Source organism: Achromobacter sp. MFA1 R4 (assembly GCF_900156745.1).
GTDB lineage: Bacteria > Pseudomonadota > Gammaproteobacteria > Burkholderiales > Burkholderiaceae_B > Achromobacter.
In genome coordinates this window covers 3,443,505-3,462,575 of record NZ_LT707065.1, presented here as the reverse complement: position 1 = coordinate 3,462,575, position 19,071 = coordinate 3,443,505, and the positions used below count along the sequence as shown (strand labels likewise).

The following is a 19,071-nucleotide window of genomic DNA, read 5'->3' as shown; positions in this document are numbered from 1 at the left end:
TCCTTCCGTACCGCGCAGGATTTTCACAAGATGACTGACATTTTCGGCATCCCCATACAGGCCTTGTTCGGCCAGTTATTACTGGGCCTGGTCAACGGTTCCTTCTATGCAATGCTGTCGCTCGGACTTGCCGTTATCTTCGGGCTGCTGAACGTCATCAACTTCGCTCACGGCGCCCTCTACATGCTGGGCGCCTTCATCGCCTGGATGGGGCTGTCGTACTTCGGCCTGAATTACTGGATCATGCTGATCCTGGCGCCGCTGATCGTGGGGCTGTTCGGCATCATCATCGAAAAGTTGCTGCTCAAGCACCTGTACAAGCTGGACCACCTGTACGGCCTGCTGCTCACGTTTGGGCTGACGCTGCTGATCGAGGGGCTGTTCCGCAGTTTCTACGGCGTCTCGGGCCAGCCCTACCCCACGCCCGACGCCCTGCGCGGCGCGACCAACCTGGGCTTCATGATCCTGCCGAACTACCGCGGCTGGGTCGTGGCGGCTTCGATCATCGTGTGCTTTGCCACGTGGTTCGTCATTGAACGCACGCGGCTGGGCGCCCTGCTGCGCGCCGGCACCGAAAATCCGCGGCTGGTGGAATCCTTCGGCGTGAACGTGCCGCGCATGATCACGCTGACGTACGGCTTCGGCGTCGCGCTGGCGGGTTTTGCCGGCGTGCTGGCCGCGCCGGTGCTGCAGATTTCGCCGCTGATGGGGTCCAACCTCATCATCGTCGTGTTCGCGGTGGTCGTGATCGGGGGCATGGGGTCGATTCTCGGCGCCATCGTCACCGGGCTGGGCCTGGGCGTGATCGAGGGCCTCACCAAGGTGTTCTGGCCCGAAGCGTCCAGCACGGTCGTCTTCATCATCATGGCCATTGTTCTGTTGATCCGCCCGGCCGGGCTGTTCGGAAAAGAAAAATGAATCGTCAATTCCTGGGCTATGCGGTCCTGGCGGTCGTGGTGGCCGCGCTCCCCTTCATGGGCGTGTACCCGATCTTCGCCATGAAGGTCATGTGCTACGCGCTCTTTGCCTGCGCCTTCAATCTGCTGTTGGGCTTCACGGGACTCCTGTCCTTCGGCCATGCCGCCTTCCTGGGCAGCGCGGCCTACGCCGCCGGGCACAGCATGAAGGTCTGGGGCCTGCCGACCGAACTCGGCCTGCTCTTTGGCGTGGGCGTGGCGGCGCTGCTGGGCCTGGCCATGGGCGCCGTCGCCATCCGACGCAGCGGCATCTACTTCGCCATGATCACGCTGGCGCTGGCGCAGATGGTGTTCTTCTTCTTCCTGCAAGCCGGCTTCACGGGCGGCGAGGACGGCCTGCAAAGCGTGCCGCGCGGCACCCTGCTGGGAATCGTCGATCTGTCCAACGACCTGAACCTGTACTACCTGGTGATGGCCATCTTCATCATTGGCTACTTCATCATCTGGCGCACGGTGCACTCGCCTTTCGGGCAGGTGCTGCAGGCCGTGCGCGAGAACGAACCCCGCGCGATTTCGCTGGGGTACGACGTGGACCGCTTCAAGCTGGTGGCCTTCGTGCTGTCGGCCGCGCTGGCCGGGCTGGCGGGCGCCACGAAGACGCTGGTGTTCGTGTCCGCCACGCTGTCGGACGCCACCTGGCAGATGTCCGGGCTGGTGATCCTGATGACGCTGATCGGTGGACTGGGCACGCTGACCGGCCCCGTGCTGGGCGCGTTCATCGTCGTGCTGCTCGAGAACAAGGTGGGCGACTTCGGCCAGATGATGGCCAAGTGGACCGGCGTGGAATGGTTCCTGCGCCTGGGCGAGTCCGTCACGATCGTGAGCGGCCTGATCTTCGTGATCTGCGTGCTGGCCTTCCGGCGCGGCATCGTGGGCGAACTGGGCGCGCTGTTCAACCGGCGCCGCGCCGCGCGGGCCTGAGGTTCGGTCGCCGCAGCATGACCCACGGGGCCGCGCACAGCGGCCCCGCTGCATTGGGGCGCGCGGGGAGCGCCCCGTACAATGTCAGGCACTCCACTACACAGGTGCCGACCATGCGCAACACGCATCTCGTTTCCGGCCTCGGCGCGCTCGCGCTGGCCGCCGCCCTGCTGTCCCCCCTGGCGGCCCACGCCGCCCCCGCCGCCCCAACTTGCGAAGTCGACCGCCCCGTGCGTTTCAGCGGCCTGAACTGGGAATCCAACCTGGTCCTGGCCGGCATCGAACGCTACGTGCTGGAACACGGCTACGGCTGCAAGACCACGGTTGAAATCGGCGAAACCCTGCCGATGCTGGCCGCGCTGCAACGCGGCGACGTCGACGTCACGCCCGAAGTGTGGCCCGGCCAGATCGAAGGCGCCTGGAAGAAGGCGCTGGCCAGCGGCAAGGTACTGGGCGTGGGCCATGTCTATGACGCTGGCGAAGGCTGGTACATCCCCCGCTACACGGCCGAACGGCACCCGGACCTGAAGTCCGCCGCCGACCTGGCGCGCTTCAAGGAGGTGTTTGCCGATCCCGAGGATCCCGGCCGCGGCCGCATCTACGGCTGCCCGGCGGGCTGGGCCTGCGGCACGCTGAACGACAACCTGCTGCGCGCCCTGAAGCTGGACAAGGACTACACCCTGTTCGCCCCCGGTTCCGGCGCCGCCCAAAAGGCCGCCATCGTGTCGGCCTACAAGCGCAAGCGCGACATCGTCTTTTATTACTGGACGCCCACGTCGCTGGTCGGTGCGCTGGACCTGGTGAAGCTGCAACTGCCGGCGTTCGACCAGGCGGCCTACACCTGCATGACCGATCCCAAGTGCGCCAACCCCGTGGCCACCGAATTCAAGCCCAATCCGGTCGTCACGGGCATGAACGCCGATTTCGCGAAGGCCGCGCCGCGCGTCACCGAATTCCTGTCCAAGCTGACCGTGCCCGACGAGGCCATCGATGCCACGCTGGGCTGGCTGGAAAACGAGGGCAAGGAACCCGAGGACGCCGCGCGCTATTTCCTCAAGCAGTACGGCCCGGTCTGGCGGCAATGGATGCCCGCGGATGTCGCCGACCGCGTGCAGGCGGCGCTGGCCAAGGAATAGCGCCCCCCCGGATCATGTATCCTGGCGTTTCGGCGGGGTGCCGAGGCGGGGCCGCCTGCGCGCGGCCGCCGAGGCGCCGCGAGCGCCAACCCGATTCACGCGAAGGAACACAATCATGGATGCCTTGTTCTGGCACAAAGGTCACTGGACCACCGAAAACCCCAAACTGCTCGGCCCGGCCGACCACGCCTTCTGGATGGCCAGCATGGTCTTCGACGGCGCGCGCGCATTCCGCGGCCTGACCCCGGACCTGGACCTGCACTGCCAGCGCGTCGTGCGCTCGGCGGAAAAGATGCTGATGAAGCCGCAGATGGGTTGGGAAGAGATCCAGGACCTGTGCCTGCAGGCCGTTGCCAAGTTTCCGGAAGGGTCTGAGCTCTACATCAAACCCATGTTCTTCTGCGCCGACGGTTTCCTGCTGCCTGACGCCGAAAAGACCCAGTTCGTGCTGCACGTCTTCAAGGTGCCGATGCCCGGCGACCAGGGATTCTCGGCCTGCTTCTCCAGCTTTGCGCGTTCGTGGCCCAACATGGCGCCCACCGACGCCAAGGCGTCCTGCCTGTACCCGAACGGCCAGCGTGCCATCCGCGAAGCGGCTGAAAAAGGCTTCGACAACGCCATCATGCTGGACGGCGCCGGCAACATCGCCGAGTTCGCCACCAGCAATCTGTGGCTGGCCAAGGACGGCGTCGTGTCCACGCCCGTGGACAACGGCACCTTCCTGAACGGCATCACCCGCCGCCGCGTGCTGGCCCTGCTCAAGGCCGACGGCGTCGAGGTCCAGGAGCGCAGCCTGACGCGCGCCGACGTCGAGGAAGCCGACGAAGTGTTCTCGTCGGGCAATTACGGCAAGGTGGTGCACGTGAACCGCGTCGAATCGCGCACGCTGGAATACGGCCCGATGGCGCGCCGCGCCCACAAGCTGTACATGGATTACGCGGAAAGCACCCGCCGGGGCTGATCGCGTCCGGCTCATTCCTCCCGCGGCGGCAGATGCAGCATCGCCACGTGGGGGGAGTCCTCCCATCGCGGGTAGCGCTGCAGCACCGCCGGATCATGGCCTGGCACCACGTGCTGGTCGGACTGCGCGGCCGCCTGCAGCCTGGCATAGCCCGACAGCATCTGCGCGGTGTTGTAGACGATGGGGAACGGGCGCTCCCGCTCCATGTTCTCGTAGTAGTGGCTGGCGTCCGACGCCAGCACCACCCAGCCGCGCGTCGTGTGCACGCGCACCGATTGCAGGCCTTTGGTGTGGCCGCCTATCTTCAATAGTTCGATGCCCGGCAGGAGCGCCTCGTCGCCGTCATGGAACACCACGCGGTCCTCGTACACCCGCCTGACCAGCGACACCACGTCCTCGACCGCGTAGGCGTGCCGCAGGGGCTGAAGGCACATGCAGCGGCCCGTGGCGTAGTCCATTTCGTCATCCTGCACGTGGAATTTCGCTTCGGGCAACAGGTCCAGGTTGCCCGCGTGGTCATAATGCAGATGCGTCAGCACCACGTGCTGCACATCCCCGGGCTGCACACCCAGTTCCGCCAGCGCGCCGATCGGGCAGTGGATGAGGTCGCGCTGCCGCTTGCGCGCCATGTCCGAATTGAAGCCCGTATCGACCAACACGACGCGGCCCGCCCCACGCACCAGCCACACGAAGAAATCCATGGGCATATCGCCGTCGTGCGGATCGCCGCCCAGGAAATTGTCGCGCCGCCGTCGCGCCATTTGGGCGTAGCGGACGGCATAGACCTCGTACTCGGGTAGCGTCATTGGCGTTGCCGAGCTCATATCAGATTCCAAGATAGGCCTTTTGCACGAAAGGATCCGCCAGCAGCTCGTCGCCCTTGCCGCTGCGGACCACTTCGCCGTGCTCGAATGCGTAAGCCTGGTGCGCAAGGCGCAGGGCCAGGCGCGCGTTCTGCTCCACCAGCACAATGGCGATACCGCTTTCACGGTTGATGCGCTGGATGGCGCCCGCGATCTCGGCCACGATCTTGGGCGCGATCCCCAGCGACGGCTCGTCCAGCATCAGCAGGCGGGGTTGCGCCATCATCGCACGTCCGATGGCCACCATCTGCTGTTCGCCGCCGGAGAGAGAACCCGCGAGCTGGGCACGCCGCTCCTGAACCCGCGGGAACAGCGCGTAGATCTCGTCCAGCCGCGTCCGCACGCCCGCACGCGAGCCGACCGCGTGGGCTCCCGCCAGCAGGTTGTCCAGGACGGTCATCCGCCCGAACAGCCGCCGTCCCTCCGGCGAGAGCGCCAGGCCAGCCGAGACGCGCGCTGCCGATCCCAATCGGGTGAAGTCGCGTCCTTCGAAGCGTACGCGCCCGCTCGCCACGGCCGCCAGTCCGATCAGCGCTTTGAGCGTGGAACTCTTGCCCGCCCCGTTCGACCCGACCAGCGCAACGATTTCGCCCTGCTCGACGTTGAAACTGACGCCACGCACCGCCTCCAGCTGCCCATAACGCACATGCAGATCCTGGACTTCAAGCATGGGCATAGTCGGGGGCTCCCAGATAGGCTTCGATCACGACCGGGTTGTCGCGGATGGATTGCGGCGTGCCTTCGGCGATCTTCTCGCCCTGCACCAGCACGACGATGCGATGGCAGAGTTCCATGACCAGCGCCATGTGATGCTCGACCAGCAGCATCGTCAGCCCTTCTTCGTCTTGCAGCCGCCGCAGCAGCCGGCCCAGCTCGTTGCATTCTTCATGGTTCAGGCCGGCCGCGGGCTCGTCCAGCAGCAGCATGCGGGGCCGGCAGGCCAGCGCGACCGCGATGCCCAGCTTCTTCTGCAGACCGTAGGCCAGCGAGCCAGCAGGCGCGTCGCGCCAAGCCTGCAGGTCCAGCAGCGTGAGCAGGCGATCGACCTCGCGCGCGACCTCGGCAGACGACAGCAGGTCCTCGCTGCGTCCCGCCAGGCGCCGCAGCCAGGAATGCCGCACGCGCGACAGCATGCCGCGATGGATATTTTCGGCCACCGTGACGTCGGGATAGGTGGACGTGGACTGGAAAGTGCGTGCCAGCCCGTGCACCACCACGCGGCTTGGCGGCGCCCCCGAAATATCGAGGCCGTCGAAGTGGACCGACCCCGCGCTGGGCGGCATGGCTCCGCTGATGACGTTGAAGGCGGTGGTCTTGCCCGCGCCGTTGGGTCCGATCAGTCCGACGATCTCTCCCTGCGCGACAGCGAACTCCAGGCCGCGCAAGGCAGTCAGGCCGCCGAAACTGCGCGACAGGCTTCTCACCTGTAATAGAGGTTGGCTCATTGTGGCTCCTTGCCCCGGCGCGCCTGCCAGGGCCCCAGCAGGCCGGCCAGGCCGGCGGGTAGAAAACGCAGGATCAGGATCAGCGCCGCGCCATAAAAGATATGCTGCGTCTGAACCGCCCCACGGAAAAGTTCGGGCAGGGGCGTCAGGACCATGGCGCCGATCAGTCCTCCCCAGACCGAACGCCGCCCCCCGATGACCAGCATGATGATGAAGCCGATGGATATGCTGGCGTTGAAGGACTCCGGCGACACATAGCCCACGTAACGCGCCTGCAATGCGCCACCGGCCGCGGCCAGCGCGCAACCGCCCACGAAAGCGCACAGCTGGATGCGCCGCACGCTCAAACCGGTGGATTCCGCCAGCGCGGGGTTTTCCGCGACGGCGTCGATGGCGTGGCCGAACGGGCGCCGCGCCACCGCGGCCAGCAGCGCCACGGAACCCAGCGCGACGCACAGCGCCAGGCCGTAGAAGCTGGCGCGCGTGTCGAACGTCACGCCCGCCAGCGCCGCGGGCTGGATGCCCGTGACGCCGTTGGCGCCGCCTGACCAGGACGACCCATCAAGTAGCACCAGGCGCACCAGCTCACCGAATGCGAACGTCACCAACACGAAGTACACCCCCTTCAAGCGCAGAATGATGGCGCCCAGCACCAGCGCGATCACGGCGGTCAGCGCCACCCCGGCCAGCGTGGACGGCACGAAGCTCCAGCCCAGGTGGCGCGCGGCCAGCACCGAGCCATAGGCCCCCACCGCGACGAAGGCCGCGTGCCCCAGCGACAACTGGCCGCAGCGGGCGATCAGCGCCAGGCCATTCACGATCAGGACGTTCAGGCAGGTCAACACCGCCAGGTGCTGTACGAAAGGTCCGGCGAACCATGGCGTCGCGGCGATGGCCGCCAGCGCCAGCCATAGCAACCACTGCACGGGCGCGGGCCGCGCCATGCCGGCTTCAAGCGAAATTACTGTCATGGCTCAGGCCTCCCCCCGTCCCAGCAGCCCCTTGGGCCGCACGACCAGCATCACGATCACGATGGCAAAGATGAGCATGTCCGCGGTGCTGCTTTCGAACAGCAGGCTGCCGTAGCTTTCCGCCAACCCCAGCGCCAGCCCTGCCACGGCGGCGCCCGGAATGCTGCCCAGTCCGCCCAGGATCACCACGATGAACGCCTTGAGCAGCGGCGTGGCGCCCACGAACGGCGACACCGAGAACAGCGGCGCCATCAGCGCGCCGGCCACGGCCGCCAGCCCCACCCCCAGGCCGAAGCCCAGCGGATAGTAGATGCGCGAACGGATGCCCTGGATGGCGGCGATCTCGAAATCCTCGACCACCGCGCGCAGCGCGCGCCCGGGCCGCGAATACCGCAGGAAGCCGTACAGCAGCGCCAGCGCCAGCAGCGCGAACAGCACCACGTACAGCCGCGAAAGCGGCATCACCACCTTGCCCATTCGGGCCGTGCCCTGGGCGACGGCCGGCATCGACAGCGGGTCGGGGCCAAAGAACATCAGCGCGAGGTTCTGCAGGATCATCGCCAGGCCGATGGTAGCGATCATGCCGTTGAGTTCGTCGCGCCGGAACGGCTTGAGGACGCCCCACTCCAGCACCGCGCCCCCCGCCACCGCCAATGCAAAGGTAAGGGCCACGGCAGGCAGAAAGGCAAAGCCCGCCTGGGTGGTCAGGTAGTACGCGCCGAACGCGCCCAGCATGTAGAACTCGCCGTGCGCGAAGTTCACCATCCGCATCACGCCGAACACCAGCGTAAAGCCCACCGCCATCAGCAGGTACAGCAGCCCCACGATCAAGCCATTTATCGTGGCCTGCGCCAGCAGAATGCTCCAATCCACGTCGTTTCCTCCGCCGCGCTAGCGGCATCCTTCGACCGTGCAGCGGGCGCGGATGACCTCGCGGCCATCCTTGACCTCGGCGACGTAGAACGGCGCATTGAGCTGGTGATCGATGCCGTACCTGGCCTTGCCGGTCCAGCTCAGCTTGCCCAGTGAGCCCTCGAAATCGTCCAGCTTCTCCAGTTCGACGCGCACGCGTTCCGTGTCCTCCACCGTGCCGGCGCGCCGCATGGCCTCGAACAGCATGTTGGTGCCGTCATAGAAGGCGGGGCTGAAGCCGTTCATCGGGTGCTTGTACTTGGCCGCGTAGCGCTGGGCATAGGCCTGGGTGGCGGGCAGTTCCGGATCGATCGGCGTATGGACCAGCATGCCTTCGGTCGCCTGCTTGCCGGCCACGTTGACGATCTCCTGGGTGGCAGGGCCGCCCGTGCGTACGATCTTGCCTTCGAATCCCAGTTCGCGCGCCTGCTTGACGATGAGGCCCGCGGTGGTGGGGGAATTGCCGTCCAGTTCAATGGCGTCGATGCCGCGCGCCATCATGCGGGTCAGGAGCGGCACGAAGTCGACGCGGTCGCGCTCGAAGAATTCCTTGGTGGCCAGCGCCGCGCCCGCTTTCTTGTAGGCGGCCTCCAGGTCCAGCGCGATCTGCTGGCCGGTTTCGTCGTTGGGGAACAGCGCGCCGACCTTGCGCAGGCCCTGCGCCTTGACGAGCCAGTCGATCTGCGGCTGCGAGACCTCGGCGGTGGTGACGTTGGGGCGGAAGGTATAGGGCTTGTCGCCGGCCAGGGCTTTGGCCGTGAATCCCAGCGTCAGCACGATGACCTTGTTCTTTTCGGTCATCGGCTGGATGGCGAGCACGGGCGCGGACCCGACGGGGCCGATCACATAGCGCACCTTGTCCTCGAACACCAGGCGGTTCGCCACGGTGACGGCCTCGTTTGCCTGGTACTTGTCGTCGTAGGCCACCACCTGCACGCGGTACTTCTTGCCGCCCACTTCCAGGCCGCCCGCCTCGTTCACCTGGTCGGCGGCGACCTCCGCGGCGTTTTTCATGCCCTGGCCCCAGGCCGCGCCGGCGCCAGAAAGCGTGACCAGCGCGCCCAGCTTCAGCGTCTCTTGGGCGTGGGCGTTGGAAGCTGCGGCCAGCGCGAAAGCGCTGGCCAGGATGATCGGATAACGCATGTTGTCTCCTGGGGAAATGCGGGCGGCAGCGGCCCGTCGGTATTGCCTGCTCTATTGGCGGGCGATGGCGTCCAGCACCGGCAGCACATAGCTGCGGAACTGACCCGGGTTTTCGCTCATCGGAAAATGGCCCAATTCGCGCATGATGGTCACCTGCGCGCCGGGAATGCCTGCCGCGGTGCGCAAGGTGTCTTCCGGCGTGCAGGAGAAGTCGTATTCCCCCGTCAGCAGGTAGAGCGGGCATCGGTCGGTGCGGATGCCGTCCAGGCGTCCACGCAGATCGCTGTCCACGCGGTAGAAGTACAGGTCGCCGCGGAAGACGCCGGGACCGCCCTGCATGTATTGCCACAGCGTCTCATGGCGATGCACGTCGGGCGACTGCGGGGCGACCAGCCCGGACACCAGCGCCGCGCAGACTTCGCCGCCGTGCACGTCGCCGCGGTGCAGCCAGGACGTGTCGTACCAGGGCTGCTGGTGGTCGGCCGCCTCGACGCCGATCAGAGCGCGAAACGCGTCGGAATGCAGATGCGCGAGCTGTAGCACGATGCGCCCGCCGATGGAGCAGCCGATGAGCGCGGGGCGGTCCAGATCCAGCGCCTGGCAGAAGGCCATCACGGTTTCGACGTACAGCTCGGTGGAGAGACGGTATTCCTGGTCCTGCCAGCCTTCAGGCGGGTAGGACTTGCCGTGCCAGGGCATGTCGAAGGCGATGACGCGAAAGCGCGACGTGATCTCCGGGTCGCACATCATGTGGCGGTACTGGCGGCCGTCCGCGCCTGCCGTGTGCAGGCATACGAGCGGAATGCCCTCGCCCGCTTCCTCGAAATAGACGCGGCAGCGCTTGCCGGCGATATCGAACGACACATAGCGTCCGACGATGGGTTCCAGTGCAGCGCTCATGCCCGCGCCTCCCTGGCCGAGGCCAGCAGGTCCTTCACGAATTGCAGGTGCGCCATCAGCGGCTGAAGATTGCCATCGATGGATAGCTCGCCGCGCTTGCTGAGCGCGAAGATGTCGTGCCAGCCCGCGTCCGGCACGACCTGCCAGAATCGCGTCCAGGCTTGCTCGGAGGCGCGCAGGGCAATGTCGCACGACGGCAGCGGAACAGCGGGAAACTCGGCGGCGGTGACCCGGCCCTCGCGGATGCGCACGAGGACGGGATGGGCGCCGAACCCGACCAGCAGGTCCATGTCGACCTGGCGTGGCCGCGAAAACGACAGCGCGCAGCGGCAAAAGCGCTGCGCGAGCTGCGCGCCGCCAGCTTCCCGCGCGGGCATGGCTTGGTTCTGCATTGTCTCTTCCTGTATTTGTCGTTCTTTTCAGCAGAACGATTATTCTTTCTGTAAGAACATTCTAAGGAGCCAAAACGATCGGTGTCAACACGGGGAAAGCACGAAAAGGGCTGGTGCCGCCGCCTGCAAGCGCCCCGCCGCAATCGCCGCCGCTTATTCCGCCGCCAGCGTCCGGCAATCGGGAGCCAGTGCCAGCGGGCAGCCTGTAAGCGCCTGCAGATCCTCGAATCTCAGCCCGGCGACCATCGCCCTCACCCGCATGCCTGCCGGCGCCACATCGATGATCGCCAGGTCGGTATAAATGCGGTCCACGACACCCGCGCCGGTCAGGGGATAGGTACATTCGCGCACGATCTTGGGCTGACCGTCCTTGGTGACGTGCTCCATCGTGATGTAGACCTGGCGCGCCCCGGCCACGAGATCCATCGCGCCGCCGACAGCTGGGATCGTGTCCGCGGCGCCCGTGTCCCAGTTGGCGAGATCGCCCTTTTCGGACACCTGGAACGCGCCCAGCACGGTCAGGTCAAGATGTCCGCCGCGCATCATGGCGAACGACACCACGTGGTCCGTGATGGACGCGCCGGGCAGCAGGGTTACGGCCTCTTTGCTGGCATTGATGAGGTCCAGGTCCAGCGGCGCGTCAGGATCGCCGGGCCCCATGCCGACAATCCCGTTCTCGGTGTGCAGGATCACGTCGCGCCCCCGGGGCAGAAATGCCGACACCAGCGTCGGAATGCCGATGCCCAGGTTTACGTAGGCGCCATCCTCGATATCCGCCGCGACGAGGCGCGCAATGCCGCGCCGGCTGAGTTTTTCATAGCCCATGACCCGCTCCCACTTGCACCACCCGCTTGACGAAGATTCCTGGCGTCATGACCTGCTCGGGCGCTATGCCGCCCAGTTCCACGATCTCATCGACCTGCGCCACTGTCATGGCGGCCGCCATGCACATGACTGGCGCGAAATTGCGGCCCGCATAGCGGTACGTCAGGTTGCCCCAGCGGTCCGCCGTCCGCGCCTTGACGAAGGCATAGTCGCCCTTGAGCGGCGACTCCAACACGTAGCCCACGCCGTCGATGATTCGCGTCTCCTTGCCACGGGCCAGCGGCGTGCCGAACGCAGTCGGCGTAAAGAATGGACCCAGGCCGGCGCCTGCCGCGCGCATGCGCTCGGCCATCGTGCCCTGCGGCACGCATTCGAGCTCGACCTTGCCGGCCCGATAGGCCTCTGCGAAGGCGGCCGCGTTTGGATTCTTGCGGTCTGACGAGCGCGCGAACGAGCAGACCATCTTGCGCACCCTCCCGGCCTGCACCAGCTCGCTCAGGCCGCGCTTGCCGTTGCCGGCGTTGTTGTTGACGATGGTCAGTTCGCGCGCGCCCTGGTCCAGCAGCGCGCAGACCAGTTCGGTCGGCACGCCCGAGGCGCCGAACCCGCCGATGAGGATTACCGCCCCGTCCTGCACACCCGCCACCGCGTCCGCCAGGGTATCGACTATCTTGTCCAGCATGGATTGCTCTCCTTCGAGGGAAGCCGTGGTTCAACGCGTGGCAGGGCCGCCCAGGATGGCGGTGGACTGGCTGGACAGCGTGCCGCCGTTGCCGTGCACCAGCGCAATGTCGGCGCCCCGCACCTGCCGTTCGCCCGCCTGCGCCCGAAGCTGGCGCACAGCCTCGATGACCAGGAAAATGCCGTACATGCCGGGATGCACGCAGGACAGCCCGCCGCCGTTCGTGTTGACGGGCAGCCGGCCGCCCGGCGCGATAGCCCCGTCCTGCACGAACGCGCCGCCCTCGCCCTTCTTGCAGAAGCCCAGGTCTTCCAGGAACAGCAGCGTATTGATCGTGAAGGCGTCGTAGAGCTCGGCCACGTCGACGTCGGCGACGTTCAGTCCCGCCATGGCGAGCGCGCGCTTGCCCGATTCCGCTGCCGCGGTGACCGTCAGGTCCTCCATCGACGAGATCTGCCGGTTCCACACGGCGGTCGCACTGCCCAGCACATAGACCGGCGGTTGCTTGAGCTGCCGCGCACGGTCCGCCCGCACCATCACGTACGCGCCGCCGCCATCGCTCACCAGGCAGCAGTCGCGCACCGTCAGGGGATCCGATACGGGACGCGAGGCCAGCACGTCGGCGATCGACAATGGATCGCGCATCGCGGCCTCCGGATTGAGCCGCGCCCAGGCACGCGCCGCGACCGCCACCTCGGCAAGCTGTTCGCGCGTGGTACCGTATTGGTGCATATGCCGCGCGGCAGCCAGCGCATAGGATGTCACCGGTTGCAGAGGCGAATACGGGTGTTCCAACGGCTGCGGGTCCAGCAGCGTGCGCGCCTTTACGCCCTCCTTGCGCCCGAACGTCGCCGTCTTCTGCGTGCTGCCGTAGCAGACCAGCACCGCGTTGCATTGTCCGGAAACCAGCGCCATCACCGAAGGCAGCAGGTGCGAGACGAAGCTGGACCCGCCCAACATCGTCGCCTCGATATAGCGCGGCCTCAAGCCCAGGTATTCGGCGACGGGCATGCTCCACATCGTGGCCGAAGAGCTGCACGTCGCCAGCCCATCGATGTCGCGCATGGTGAGGCCGGCGTCCGCCACCGCGCGCGCGGCGGCCTGCGCCAGCACTTCCATTTCCGTATGGCCATGGGCTTCGCCCAGGCCCGCGTGCCCCACGCCAGCGATGGCGACCTGGCCGCGCAGCGATTCCAGCGACATCATGCGTCCTCCGCGGGAACGAACACGACCAGCGGCTGACCCTCGCCGCGCAGCACGCGTGCCCGGACCGGCATGCCGATCCGCAGGCTGTCCAGCGCGACGCCGTCGACGCGGCTCATCATCCGCACTCCTTCCTGCAGGTCGACCAGCGCCACGTTGTAGTCGCCGCCCGACTCAGGCTTGCGCCGCACAATGCTGAACGAATAGACCGTGCCGGCGCCCGATGGCTCGGTCCACGCCAGGTCCTGCGCGCCGCAATGCATGCACAGGACGCGCGGAAAGAACTGATGCGCGCCGCAAGCCGTGCAGCGCTGGATCTGGAAATGGCCTTCGGCCAGCTTCGAAAAATACTGTTCCTGCGGCCCGCGTGGCGCGGCGCCCGCCTGTTCCCTCTGCATTTCCTGGTCTCCTGATTCTTTTGCGGGGCGCGTCAACGCCCCTTGTCCATCACAATTCCGCGAAGGTGCGCCCCTGCGCGACCAACCGTTCGAGCAAAGGCGCGGGGCGCCAGAGTTCGCCATGTTCGGCGTGAAAGCGCCGGATCGTCGCCAGCACCTGCGGCAGTCCCTGCTGGTCGGCATAGAACAACGGCCCGCCACGGTGCACGGGAAAGCCGTAGCCGTTGACGTAGATGACGTCGATGTCCGACGCGCGGCGCGCGATGCCCTCGTCCAGGATGCGCGCGGCTTCGTTGACCAGCGCATACATCGTGCGCTGCACGATTTCCTCGTCGGAGATCGCGCGGCGCGCGACGCCGTCTTCGCGCGCGCAGGTCTCGATCAGCGCCAGCACGTCCGGATCTTCCAGCGGCGCGCGACTGCCTGCCTCATAGCGGTAGAAGCCGCCGCCGGTCTTTTGCCCCAAGCGCCCCTGCTCGCAGAGGCGGTCGGCCACGCGCGAGTAGCGGACATGGGCCGGCCGGGTGGGCGCCGTGCGCTTGCGAAACGCCCAACTGATGTCCAGCCCCGCCATGTCGGCCATGCGCAGCGGCCCCATCGCCAGGCCGAAGCGTTGCAGCGCGCCGTCCACCTGCGCCGGCGTCGCGCCCTCCTCCAGCAGGAAGTGCGCCTCGCGCGTGTAGGGACTGACCATGCGGTTGCCGACGAACCCGTCGCACACCCCTACCAGCACGGGCAGCTTGCCCATCCTGCGCGCGAGACGAAACACGGCAGCGACGACGTTGCCATCGGTTTCGCGGCCCTTCACCACTTCCAGCAGCCGCATGACGTTCGCGGGACTGAAGAAGTGCATGCCCAGTACCTGGGCAGGACGGTCGGTGAACCCGGCGATTTCGTCGATATCCAACCGCGACGTGTTCGACGCGAGGATCGCGCCTGGCTTGCAGACGCGGGCCAGCAGCTGGAATATCTGGCGCTTGACGCCCATGTCCTCGAACGCGGCCTCGATCACCAGGTCGACGTCGCGCAGGTCTTCCATGTCCAGGCTGGGGCGGATACGCGCCTGACGTTCCGCGACCTGCGCGGCGGTCAGATTGCCCTTGGCCGCCGTAGCGGCGTAGTTCTTCGCAATCACCGACCAGCCGCGCTCCAGCGCCTGCGCCTCGCGCTCGACCAGCACCACGTCGAACCCCGCATTGGACAGGCTCATGGCGATGCCGCCGCCCATCGTGCCCGCGCCGACCACCCCCACCGAGGCGATGGGCGCCGCCGCGCGCCATTCAGCCGGCAGCTTGACCGCGGCGCGCTCGGCGAAGAACAGGTGGCGCTGCGCCTTGGACTGGCTGCCGTTGACCAACTCCAGGAAGCGCTCGCGCTCGAAAGCGAGCCCGTCGCCCAGCGGGGCCCGAGTGGCGTATTCCACGCAGTCCACGCAGGCGAGCGGCGCCACGCAACCGCGGTAGCGCCGCGCAGCCTCCTGCCGGGCGCGTTCATAGACGCCGGGGTCGGCGGGCGCCGGTACTGGCCGCGCACCCACGTTGCGATCGGCCAGCGGCGCGTCGGCGATCGCCAGCGCATAGGCCGCCGCCCGCGTTCTGAGGCCGTCCGCATAGACTTCGTCGACCAGTCCCCAGTCCCGAGCCAGGCTGGCGTCGACGGGATCGCCGCCGCAGATCATCGACAGCGCCCGCTCGACGCCCACAATGCGTGGCAGGCGCTGCGTGCCGCCCGCGCCGGGCAGCACGCCCAGCTTCACTTCGGGCAGGCCCAGCGACGCGCCGGCAAGCGCGACGCGGTAATGGCAGCCCAGCGCCAGCTCCAGGCCTCCGCCCAGCGCCGCGCCGTGGATGGCCGCCACCACGGGCTTGCCGGCTTCCTCAATCCGGGCGATGACGGACCGCAGCGTCGGTTCGCGCGTCGACAGTGGCGTGTTGAATTCACGGATCTCGGCGCCGCAGCAAAAAAAGTCGCCGTCACCCGCCAGCACCAGGGCGCTTACCGTGTCGTTGGCCAGCGCGGCGTCGATCGCCGCATGCAGTTCGGCGCGCAGCGCCGCGCTCATGCTGTTGACCGGCGGATTGCGCAGCGCCAGCAATGCGACGCGCCCTCCTTCCATCCGTTCCGTATGGATCAGCATGGCGGTCTCACTCCAGCTCGACCACGACCTGGCCTTCGTCCACCTCGTCGCCCTCGCCGACGAGTACGCGCGCCACGACGCCCGCGCGTTCCGCCTCCACGGGAATTTCCATCTTCATCGATTCGACCTTGGCCACGCTGTCGCCCGCCTCGACGCGCTGGCCCGGGCTGACGGTGACGGCGACCACGCGGCCGACCACGGGGGTTTCCACTTTGAACATTGTCTGCTCCTGATAGTTGTCGGTTTGAACCTGCGAACGGCCTAGGCGGGCTGCGCCTCGGCGAGAATGCGCTCCGCCATGCCGGTGCTGACCCGCCCGGCGCGGAACTCCGGGTCCTCGACCACCCGGAGCACGAACGGAATGTTGGTCTTGACGCCTTCCACGCGGAACTGCGCCAGCGCCGACCTCAGCAGATCGAGCGCCTGCTCGCGAGTGGCGGCATGCGCGATCACTTTGGCCAGCATCGGGTCGTAGTGGCTCGACACACGGCAGCCTTCGGCGTAGCCCGTTTCGACACGCACGCCAGGCATCGCGGGCGGCTGGAACACCCGCAACAGGCCGGGCGAAGGCAGGAATCGCACCGGATCCTCGGCGTAGACGCGTGCCTCGACGGCGTGTCCGTCCAGTGGCGGGACCTGCGGCAGCACGTCCTGCATGCGGTCGCCGGCCGCCAGCCTCAACTGCGCGGCCACGATGTCCACGCCCGTCACGGCTTCGGTCACGGCGTGCTCGACCTGCAGGCGGGTGTTGATCTCCAGGAAGGAGAAGCCCGATTCGGGCGTATACAGCATCTCCACCGTGCCGATCACGTCGTACCCCATGCCCGCCAGCATGGCTTCCAGCCGCGCGCCCATCTCCTTGAGCGCCGCACGTGGCAACCCGGGCGCGGGCGCCTCCTCCAGCACCTTCTGGTGGCGGCGCTGCGTGGAGCAGTCGCGCTCGTACAGGCAGCGCACCTGCCCGTGGCGGTCAGCCAGGAACTGGAATTCGACGTGGCGCGGGTTGCGCAGCAGTTTTTCCAGGTAAAGATCGGAGCCGCCGCCGAAGCTGCGTTCTGAAATCTGCCGCGCGCGCGCCCACTGCGCTTCGGCATCCTGCGGCCCCTGCAACGGGATCATGCCGATCCCGCCGCCGCCCGAAGCCGGCTTGATCAGCACCGGGTACCCCAGGTCTCCGGCGGCCTGGCGCAGCGCCGCGAGGTCATCGCCCAGCACCGCGCTGCTGGGCGCCATCGGCATGCCCAGCGCGCGCATCGCGTCGCGCGCCTGGGTCTTGTGCCCGAGCATGCGGATCCAGCGCGGCGACGGGCCCACGAAGATCAGGCCCGCCTGCTCCACGGCCTCGGCGAACGCCGCGTTCTCGGAGAGGAAGCCATATCCCGGGTGCAGGCCGTCCGCGCCAGTTTCGCGCGCGACGCGCAACAAGGTCTCCTGGTTCAGGTAGCTCTGCACCGCGGGCGATGGCCCGATCGGCACGGCCAGGTCCGCTTCGGACAGGTAGGGCATGTCGCGATCGGCCTCGGCATGGACCGCGACCGACTCGATGCCGAGCGCGCGCAAGGCGCGGATGACGCGGCGGGCGACGGCGCCCCGGTTGGCCACGATGACTCGTTTCATGTTGGGCTCCTGGCGAGGCGTCACGGACGGTAGCCGAAGGCGCGCGGGCCGGGTTCGCGCAGCGGCGCCACCAGTTCCACGAATTCCTCCAGCACCTGGCGGGTCGCGGCGGGATCGATGATGTCTTCCACGACGAAGGCTTCGGCGCTGCGGAACGGCGAGGTCAGGCTGCGCACGCGCGCTTCGATTTCGCGCATCTTGGCCTGGGGATCCTCGGCGGCTTCGATCTCGGCCTTGTACGCGACCTCCAGCCCACCCTCGACCGGCAACGAGCCCCACTGGGCCGATGGCCACGCGTAGCGGAAATTGAAGCGGCCCGCACTCTGGTGTCCGCCCGCCGCCACGCCGAATGCCTTGCGCACAATGATCGAGCACCATGGCACCGTGGATTGCGCGACAGCCGTCAGCGCGCGCACGCCGTAGCGCATGGCGCCGGCCTTTTCGGCACTGAGCCCGATCTGGAATCCGGGCACGTCGACCAGGTTCACGACCGGCAGATGAAAGGTCTCGGCCAGGTCCAGCAGACGGGTGAATTTCTCGGCCGCCGGCCCGTCCCAGCCACCGCCGTAGTGATAGGGATCGCTCCCGAACACGGCCACCGGCCAGCCGTCGATGCGCGCCAGGCCGGTAATGACGGCGCGCCCCCAGCGCCTGCCGATCTCCATGAAAGAGCCTGCGTCGACCAGCGCCTCGACGATGGGCCGCATCTTGTAGACCGCGCGTGGGTCGGTGGGGATGGCCGCACGCAGCCAGTCTTGCGCGCCCGCCTGGCCGGACTCGGCGGCGCGCGGCGGCAGTTCGTGCACCGAGCGCGGCAGGTAGGACAGGAAGCGCCGGACCATCGCGAAGGCGGCCTCTTCGGAATCGGCCTCGTCGTCCACTACGCCGTTGCGGGTATGGATATCGCTCCCGCCCAGCTCGTTCTTGTCCAGGTTCTGGCCGATGCGGGCGACGACGGGCGGTCCCGCGATGAAGAGCTGCGAGGTGTCGCGCACCATGACCGAATAGTGGCTGGCCGCCACCCGCGCCGCACCCAGGCCGGCCACCGAGCCCAGCGCGAGCGACGCGACAGGCACGGTCGCGAGGTTTTGCGCCATCAGCGGCCACATGCGCAGCTTAGGCAGCAGGGTGTGACCCTTGATCTCGATGCTGCGCACCGAGCCCCCTCCGCCCGTGCCGTCGACCAGCCGGATGAGCGGCAGGCGCAGGTCCTGCGCCATGCGCTCGGATTCGACCAGCTTGTCGCCGACGGCGCCATCGTTGGCGCCGCCACGCACGGTGAAGTCATCGGCCGCGACGACCACCGGGCGGCCATCGACCTTGGCCCGGCCAATCAGCAGGTTAGACGGCGTAAAGTCCGTCAGGCGACCTTCGGCGTCATATTCCCCGCTGCCCGCCAGCGCCCCCACTTCCCGGAACGATTCCGGATCGACCATCCTGCCGATACGTTCGCGCACCGGCAGCTTGCCGCCCTCGCGATGCCGGCGCACCTTCGCCTCGCCCCCCATGCGCGCCGCCAACTCCTTGCGCGACGCCAGTTCCCGCAGTTCTTTTTCCCAGGACACCTTGTGCTCCTTCCTGCCAGTTG

Annotated in this window: 20 protein-coding genes; 4 read left to right on the top strand and 16 right to left on the bottom strand. The window is 67.5% G+C overall.

Features of this window, described 5'->3' with window-relative positions; all coding sequences use genetic code 11:
- Window positions 1-30 precede the first annotated feature (30 nt).
- The 4 genes from BXA00_RS15750 (at window position 31) to BXA00_RS15735 (ending at window position 3,995) form a co-directional block, all read left to right on the top strand.
- Window positions 31-918 carry a branched-chain amino acid ABC transporter permease gene (locus BXA00_RS15750; protein ID WP_076519349.1) on the top strand — a complete coding sequence of 296 codons (888 nt, stop codon included), beginning with the start codon at window positions 31-33 and terminating at the stop codon, window positions 916-918.
- Entirely contained in the window at window positions 915-1,898 is a 984-nt protein-coding gene (locus BXA00_RS15745; RefSeq protein WP_076519348.1) for a branched-chain amino acid ABC transporter permease, read from the top strand. The genes BXA00_RS15750 and BXA00_RS15745 overlap by 4 nt, the downstream gene beginning before the upstream one ends.
- A 113-nt stretch (window positions 1,899-2,011) precedes the next feature.
- Window positions 2,012-3,034 (top strand): ABC transporter substrate-binding protein, encoded by a 1,023-nt coding sequence (locus BXA00_RS15740; protein ID WP_076519347.1) that lies wholly within the window; start codon window positions 2,012-2,014, stop codon window positions 3,032-3,034.
- A gap of 115 nt (window positions 3,035-3,149) precedes the next feature.
- Window positions 3,150-3,995, top strand: coding sequence for a branched-chain amino acid aminotransferase (locus tag BXA00_RS15735; RefSeq protein WP_076519346.1), 846 nt, complete (start codon window positions 3,150-3,152; stop codon window positions 3,993-3,995).
- 11 nt (window positions 3,996-4,006) lie between these two features.
- Here BXA00_RS15735 and BXA00_RS15730 read toward each other — a convergent pair whose 3' ends face one another.
- From BXA00_RS15730 to BXA00_RS15655, 16 genes are all read right to left on the bottom strand, one after another.
- A complete protein-coding gene (locus tag BXA00_RS15730; protein WP_231952098.1) occupies window positions 4,007-4,801 on the bottom strand; it encodes an N-acyl homoserine lactonase family protein in 795 nt (264 codons plus the stop codon).
- Between the two features lie 19 nt (window positions 4,802-4,820).
- Window positions 4,821-5,534, bottom strand: a complete 714-nt coding sequence (locus BXA00_RS15725; RefSeq protein WP_076519344.1) for an ABC transporter ATP-binding protein — start codon at window positions 5,532-5,534, stop codon at window positions 4,821-4,823.
- Window positions 5,521-6,303, bottom strand: coding sequence for an ABC transporter ATP-binding protein (locus BXA00_RS15720; protein WP_076519343.1), 783 nt, complete (start codon window positions 6,301-6,303; stop codon window positions 5,521-5,523). The genes BXA00_RS15725 and BXA00_RS15720 overlap by 14 nt, the downstream gene beginning before the upstream one ends.
- Window positions 6,300-7,274 (bottom strand): branched-chain amino acid ABC transporter permease, encoded by a 975-nt coding sequence (locus tag BXA00_RS15715; protein ID WP_076519342.1) that lies wholly within the window; start codon window positions 7,272-7,274, stop codon window positions 6,300-6,302. Before BXA00_RS15715 ends, BXA00_RS15720 begins: the two co-directional genes overlap by 4 nt.
- A gap of 3 nt (window positions 7,275-7,277) precedes the next feature.
- On the bottom strand, window positions 7,278-8,147 hold the full coding sequence (locus BXA00_RS15710; RefSeq protein ID WP_076519341.1) for a branched-chain amino acid ABC transporter permease: 870 nt from the start codon (window positions 8,145-8,147) through the stop codon (window positions 7,278-7,280).
- A gap of 18 nt (window positions 8,148-8,165) precedes the next feature.
- On the bottom strand, window positions 8,166-9,329 hold the full coding sequence (locus BXA00_RS15705) for an ABC transporter substrate-binding protein (protein WP_076519340.1): 1,164 nt from the start codon (window positions 9,327-9,329) through the stop codon (window positions 8,166-8,168).
- A 51-nt stretch (window positions 9,330-9,380) separates the two neighbouring features.
- Window positions 9,381-10,229, bottom strand: a complete 849-nt coding sequence (locus BXA00_RS15700) for an alpha/beta fold hydrolase (protein ID WP_076519339.1) — start codon at window positions 10,227-10,229, stop codon at window positions 9,381-9,383.
- The gene (locus BXA00_RS15695) at window positions 10,226-10,621 is read right to left on the bottom strand and encodes a hypothetical protein (protein WP_076519338.1); all 396 of its coding nucleotides are present in this window, start codon (window positions 10,619-10,621) and stop codon (window positions 10,226-10,228) included. Before BXA00_RS15695 ends, BXA00_RS15700 begins: the two co-directional genes overlap by 4 nt.
- Window positions 10,622-10,774: 153 nt before the next feature.
- On the bottom strand, window positions 10,775-11,446 hold the full coding sequence (locus BXA00_RS15690) for a 3-oxoacid CoA-transferase subunit B (RefSeq protein ID WP_076519337.1): 672 nt from the start codon (window positions 11,444-11,446) through the stop codon (window positions 10,775-10,777).
- The gene (locus BXA00_RS15685) at window positions 11,436-12,128 is read right to left on the bottom strand and encodes a 3-oxoacid CoA-transferase subunit A (protein WP_076519336.1); all 693 of its coding nucleotides are present in this window, start codon (window positions 12,126-12,128) and stop codon (window positions 11,436-11,438) included. Before BXA00_RS15685 ends, BXA00_RS15690 begins: the two co-directional genes overlap by 11 nt.
- A gap of 30 nt (window positions 12,129-12,158) precedes the next feature.
- Window positions 12,159-13,331 carry a thiolase gene (locus BXA00_RS15680; RefSeq protein WP_076521965.1) on the bottom strand — a complete coding sequence of 391 codons (1,173 nt, stop codon included), beginning with the start codon at window positions 13,329-13,331 and terminating at the stop codon, window positions 12,159-12,161.
- The gene (locus tag BXA00_RS15675) at window positions 13,331-13,729 is read right to left on the bottom strand and encodes a Zn-ribbon domain-containing OB-fold protein (RefSeq protein ID WP_076519335.1); all 399 of its coding nucleotides are present in this window, start codon (window positions 13,727-13,729) and stop codon (window positions 13,331-13,333) included. Before BXA00_RS15675 ends, BXA00_RS15680 begins: the two co-directional genes overlap by 1 nt.
- 49 nt (window positions 13,730-13,778) lie before the next feature.
- Window positions 13,779-15,866, bottom strand: coding sequence for a 3-hydroxyacyl-CoA dehydrogenase NAD-binding domain-containing protein (locus tag BXA00_RS15670; RefSeq protein WP_076519334.1), 2,088 nt, complete (start codon window positions 15,864-15,866; stop codon window positions 13,779-13,781).
- A 7-nt stretch (window positions 15,867-15,873) separates the two neighbouring features.
- A complete protein-coding gene (locus BXA00_RS15665) occupies window positions 15,874-16,086 on the bottom strand; it encodes a biotin/lipoyl-containing protein (RefSeq protein WP_076519333.1) in 213 nt (70 codons plus the stop codon).
- 41 nt (window positions 16,087-16,127) lie between these two features.
- Window positions 16,128-17,483 (bottom strand): acetyl/propionyl/methylcrotonyl-CoA carboxylase subunit alpha, encoded by a 1,356-nt coding sequence (locus BXA00_RS15660; RefSeq protein ID WP_076519332.1) that lies wholly within the window; start codon window positions 17,481-17,483, stop codon window positions 16,128-16,130.
- 20 nt (window positions 17,484-17,503) lie between these two features.
- The gene (locus BXA00_RS15655; RefSeq protein ID WP_076519331.1) at window positions 17,504-19,048 is read right to left on the bottom strand and encodes an acyl-CoA carboxylase subunit beta; all 1,545 of its coding nucleotides are present in this window, start codon (window positions 19,046-19,048) and stop codon (window positions 17,504-17,506) included.
- Window positions 19,049-19,071: the final 23 nt, after the last annotated feature.

Bases quoted from the DNA above. Each gene is read 5' to 3' on its own strand.
- BXA00_RS15750 (WP_076519349.1), top strand. From the start codon at position 31: ATGACTGACATTTTCGGCATCCCCATACAGGCCTTGTTCGGCCAGTTA.
- BXA00_RS15745 (WP_076519348.1), top strand. From the start codon at position 915: ATGAATCGTCAATTCCTGGGCTATGCGGTCCTGGCGGTCGTGGTGGCC.
- BXA00_RS15740 (WP_076519347.1), top strand. From the start codon at position 2,012: ATGCGCAACACGCATCTCGTTTCCGGCCTCGGCGCGCTCGCGCTGGCC.
- BXA00_RS15735 (WP_076519346.1), top strand. From the start codon at position 3,150: ATGGATGCCTTGTTCTGGCACAAAGGTCACTGGACCACCGAAAACCCC.
- BXA00_RS15730 (WP_231952098.1), bottom strand. From the start codon at position 4,801: ATGACGCTACCCGAGTACGAGGTCTATGCCGTCCGCTACGCCCAAATG.
- BXA00_RS15725 (WP_076519344.1), bottom strand. From the start codon at position 5,534: ATGCCCATGCTTGAAGTCCAGGATCTGCATGTGCGTTATGGGCAGCTG.
- BXA00_RS15720 (WP_076519343.1), bottom strand. From the start codon at position 6,303: ATGAGCCAACCTCTATTACAGGTGAGAAGCCTGTCGCGCAGTTTCGGC.
- BXA00_RS15715 (WP_076519342.1), bottom strand. From the start codon at position 7,274: ATGACAGTAATTTCGCTTGAAGCCGGCATGGCGCGGCCCGCGCCCGTG.
- BXA00_RS15705 (WP_076519340.1), bottom strand. From the start codon at position 9,329: ATGCGTTATCCGATCATCCTGGCCAGCGCTTTCGCGCTGGCCGCAGCT.
- BXA00_RS15700 (WP_076519339.1), bottom strand. From the start codon at position 10,229: ATGAGCGCTGCACTGGAACCCATCGTCGGACGCTATGTGTCGTTCGAT.
- BXA00_RS15695 (WP_076519338.1), bottom strand. From the start codon at position 10,621: ATGCAGAACCAAGCCATGCCCGCGCGGGAAGCTGGCGGCGCGCAGCTC.
- BXA00_RS15690 (WP_076519337.1), bottom strand. From the start codon at position 11,446: ATGGGCTATGAAAAACTCAGCCGGCGCGGCATTGCGCGCCTCGTCGCG.
- BXA00_RS15685 (WP_076519336.1), bottom strand. From the start codon at position 12,128: ATGCTGGACAAGATAGTCGATACCCTGGCGGACGCGGTGGCGGGTGTG.
- BXA00_RS15680 (WP_076521965.1), bottom strand. From the start codon at position 13,331: ATGTCGCTGGAATCGCTGCGCGGCCAGGTCGCCATCGCTGGCGTGGGG.
- BXA00_RS15675 (WP_076519335.1), bottom strand. From the start codon at position 13,729: ATGCAGAGGGAACAGGCGGGCGCCGCGCCACGCGGGCCGCAGGAACAG.
- BXA00_RS15670 (WP_076519334.1), bottom strand. From the start codon at position 15,866: ATGCTGATCCATACGGAACGGATGGAAGGAGGGCGCGTCGCATTGCTG.
- BXA00_RS15665 (WP_076519333.1), bottom strand. From the start codon at position 16,086: ATGTTCAAAGTGGAAACCCCCGTGGTCGGCCGCGTGGTCGCCGTCACC.
- BXA00_RS15660 (WP_076519332.1), bottom strand. From the start codon at position 17,483: ATGAAACGAGTCATCGTGGCCAACCGGGGCGCCGTCGCCCGCCGCGTC.